Origin of the sequence: Rubritalea sp., assembly GCF_039830215.1 — a bacterium.
In the GTDB taxonomy this organism is placed as follows: domain Bacteria; phylum Verrucomicrobiota; class Verrucomicrobiia; order Verrucomicrobiales; family Akkermansiaceae; genus Rubritalea.
Window position 1 is genome coordinate 1 of sequence record NZ_JBDOPO010000230.1, and the last position, 2,309, is coordinate 2,309.

Here is a 2,309-nt window from a genome sequence, read left to right on the forward strand (position 1 = left end):
AGCTCGCTTTTCCATCTAGCCCCCCCAAATCTCCATCTATTTAAGATGTCCGAAACACTTATAAAAAAACAAAAGCAGACACTCCGCTGCAAAATGCGAGCAACGCTCAAAGGTGTCACCGCTGAACAACGCTCAACGCAGTCTGCGGCTATTTGTTATGCCATCAAGTCGATGGTTGGCACCTCCTCTCACCCCCTCACTATTGCCAGCTTTGTAGCCCTACCAAGCGAGCCCGACCTGTCCGAGCTCCATACCAACCTACCGAACATGCGCTTAGTGTACCCTAGATCACAGGCTGGAGGCACAATGCACTTCCATCATGTCCATGACCTCAACAAAATGGAGCTGGGCATCTACAACATCCCCCAACCTCCCGACAATCCGGACACCCTAGTCGCAGCAACTGATATAGACTTCTTCCTCTGTCCAGGATTTGCTTTCACTGAATTTGGACAAAGACTGGGAAAAGGTGGTGGATACTACGATCGTCTTCTCAGCCAACGTCTCCCGACAAGCCGTCTAATCGGTATTTGCTTCAAAGAACAAATCGTCACTGAACTACCGACAGAAGAGCACGATATCATGGTCGATCAAGTCATCAGCGCGTGATTTCACTCCTAATACACACGCAAATAACACCGAGCGTATAAATTCTGATGACAAACACCTCATTTTAGAGCACAAAAAGCACATGCGCACCGCTGTCTACGCTGGATCGTTTGATCCACCTACCAATGGCCATTTATGGATGATTGAGCAAGGGCTTGAACTCTTTGATCACCTCTACGTAGCGATCGGATCAAATCCGTCGAAGTCCTACACCTTCGATGTCGACACCCGCATTGCTTTACTTCAGCAATCTTTACCTAGTTGTGAACGCCTGACCATCTCACATTTTGATAACCGTTACCTCGTCGATTACGCAGAAGAAGTTGGAGCGCATTATATCCTGCGCGGCATTCGCTCCCCTGGCGACTACGAGTACGAGCGTGTCATGCGCCACATCAATGGCGACATGGCTCCAAAGGTGACAACCACTTTTCTCATGCCCCCGCGTGACATCGCTGAACTATCTTCCAGCATGATCAAAGGACTTACAGGGCCAACTGGCTGGCAGGATATTGTACGCCGCTACGTCCCCGCTCCTGTGATGGAGCAATTGCAGGTACATTATAGCAAATAGACAAACCTGTATTTATCTATCGCTACACCAGAATAACCCAAATGCGTGACAAAACTCATCATGGGAATTTTTCGTAACAATCATCTCACTCTAAACGTAACAAGCAATTTATGGATCACGAAGCACTCTCAGCTGCAGTTGAAAAAAATTTCACCTGGATCGAACAACTCAAAAAAGAAATGGGCCGCGTCCTCGTTGGCCAAGCCGAGCTAGTCGACCGACTAGTCATTGGTCTACTCACGAATGGACACATTCTTCTAGAAGGCGTCCCAGGGCTGGCTAAAACTCTCGCCATCAAGTCTCTAGCTGGCTGTATGCAGGCTGACTTCTCTCGCCTTCAGTTCACTCCAGACTTACTACCTGCAGATCTTTTAGGCACCATGATTTATAGCCCAGAAAGTGGCACATTCTCAGCCAAGTTAGGTCCCATCTTCTCTAACCTCATTCTAGCCGACGAAATCAACCGTGCCCCGGCAAAAGTTCAGTCGGCTTTGTTAGAGGCTATGCAGGAACGCCAAGTAACCATTGGCGACACCAGCCACCCTCTACCCGACCCTTTCCTCGTGCTAGCCACGCAGAACCCGATTGACCAAGAAGGAACCTACACGCTTCCTGAAGCTCAGCTCGACCGCTTTCTCTTTAAGGTGACTGTCGATTACCCATCTAAACAAGAAGAGCTCACCATCCTTGACCGCATGGCCACCTCTGGCTCGATCGCGGAAACCAAACAGGTAGTCGATACCGCAACAGTGTCATTGTGCCGAAAGTTGGTCAACCAAGTCTACATTGATCCAGCTGTGCGTGAGTACATTGTCGAGCTCGTCCACAACACGCGAACCCCAGCGAATATCGACGCATCACTCGTGCCCCTCATCCGTGCTGGAGCCTCGCCACGAGCCACCATAAACTTAGCTCTAGCAGCCAAGGCTCGAGCTTTCACTCAAGGACGCGCCTTTGCCACACCACAAGATGTAAAAGATCTCGCACCAGATGTATTACGCCACCGTATCCTTCCTAGCTACGAAGCTGAGGCTGAAGAAATCAGCACTGATACAATTGTCGAGCGCATCCTCCAAAAGACCATTGTACCTTAATGCTATCGCTCCGTCATATCATACCAGCTCTC

At 49.5% G+C, this 2,309-nt stretch carries 3 protein-coding genes; all 3 read left to right on the forward strand.

All coding sequences use genetic code 11. The features are described 5' to 3' along the window. Positions 1–45: 45 nt before the first annotated feature. The 3 genes from ABGY95_RS07720 to ABGY95_RS07730 all read left to right on the forward strand — a co-directional run bounded on the left by ABGY95_RS07720 (position 46) and on the right by ABGY95_RS07730 (position 2,277). Positions 46–609, forward strand: coding sequence for a 5-formyltetrahydrofolate cyclo-ligase (locus tag ABGY95_RS07720; RefSeq protein ID WP_347441108.1), 564 nt, complete (start codon positions 46–48; stop codon positions 607–609). An 82-nt stretch (positions 610–691) separates the two neighbouring features. Then, entirely contained in the window at positions 692–1,183 is a 492-nt protein-coding gene (coaD, locus tag ABGY95_RS07725) for a pantetheine-phosphate adenylyltransferase (RefSeq protein ID WP_347441109.1), read from the forward strand. Positions 1,184–1,293: 110 nt separating this feature from the next. Then, positions 1,294–2,277 carry a MoxR family ATPase gene (locus ABGY95_RS07730; protein ID WP_347441110.1) on the forward strand — a complete coding sequence of 328 codons (984 nt, stop codon included), beginning with the start codon at positions 1,294–1,296 and terminating at the stop codon, positions 2,275–2,277. Positions 2,278–2,309 lie beyond the last annotated feature (32 nt).